A 719-nucleotide genomic window follows, 5' to 3' on the forward strand; every position below is an offset into this window, starting at 1 on the left:
CCGTCAACTGCTACACATTGCCCTCCTGGCTCTGCTAGTAGCTCCTATCGGAATTCCGGTCGGGATCGGCATCCTCATGGCCATCATCCGCCAACTGCTACACATTGCCCTCTTGGCCCTGCTAGTAGCTCCTATCGGAATTCCGGTCGGGATCGGCATCCTCATGGCCATCATCGGTATTTTTATCGCAGCTGTCTCCGTCATTTTAGCCTTCTTTACCGTCTCTGTAACGGGTATCCTGCTAGGTGGACTCTTTATCGTAGAGAGCTTTAGTGTCCTAGTCGAAGCCAAATCTGCCTTTATCTTGATTTTTGGGGCTGGTTTGCTTTCTATCGGCGCTTCTTCTCTTGTTCTACTGGGAATCTCCTATGTAGCTCGTTTCTTTGGCCTCCTGGTCGTCCGCTTGGTGCAATGGCTTCTTAAAAAAGGAAAGAGAGGTGACAGACATGCGTAAATTGACAAAAGGATTTCTCATCTTTGGTGTGGTTTCCACGATCCTTGGTTTTATCATGATTATTGTAGGTGCCCAGTCCAATGGTATTCAAAGTTTACTTGCTATGTCAAAAGACCCCGTCTATGACAATCGTATCGAAGAAGTGACCTTTGGAAATGAAGTGGAAAAACTTGATTTAGCCCTTGAGGAACACAGCCTGACCATCACAGAATCTGTAGATGACAAGATCCATATCACCTATCATCCTTCCGTGTCTGGTCGTCAC

The 719-nt window shown here is 47.0% G+C and carries 2 pseudogenes; both read left to right on the forward strand.

The annotated features are described in order from the left end of the window. Positions 1 to 454 (forward strand): annotated as a pseudogene (locus tag D8863_RS10575) (hypothetical protein); the annotation flags it as partial. After that, a pseudogene (locus tag D8863_RS10580) lies at positions 447 to 719 on the forward strand (hypothetical protein); the annotation flags it as partial. The pseudogenes D8863_RS10575 and D8863_RS10580, both read left to right, overlap by 8 nt.

It is taken from the genome of Streptococcus oralis (assembly GCF_003943825.1).
GTDB classification, from domain to species: Bacteria; Bacillota; Bacilli; order Lactobacillales; family Streptococcaceae; genus Streptococcus; species Streptococcus oralis_CD.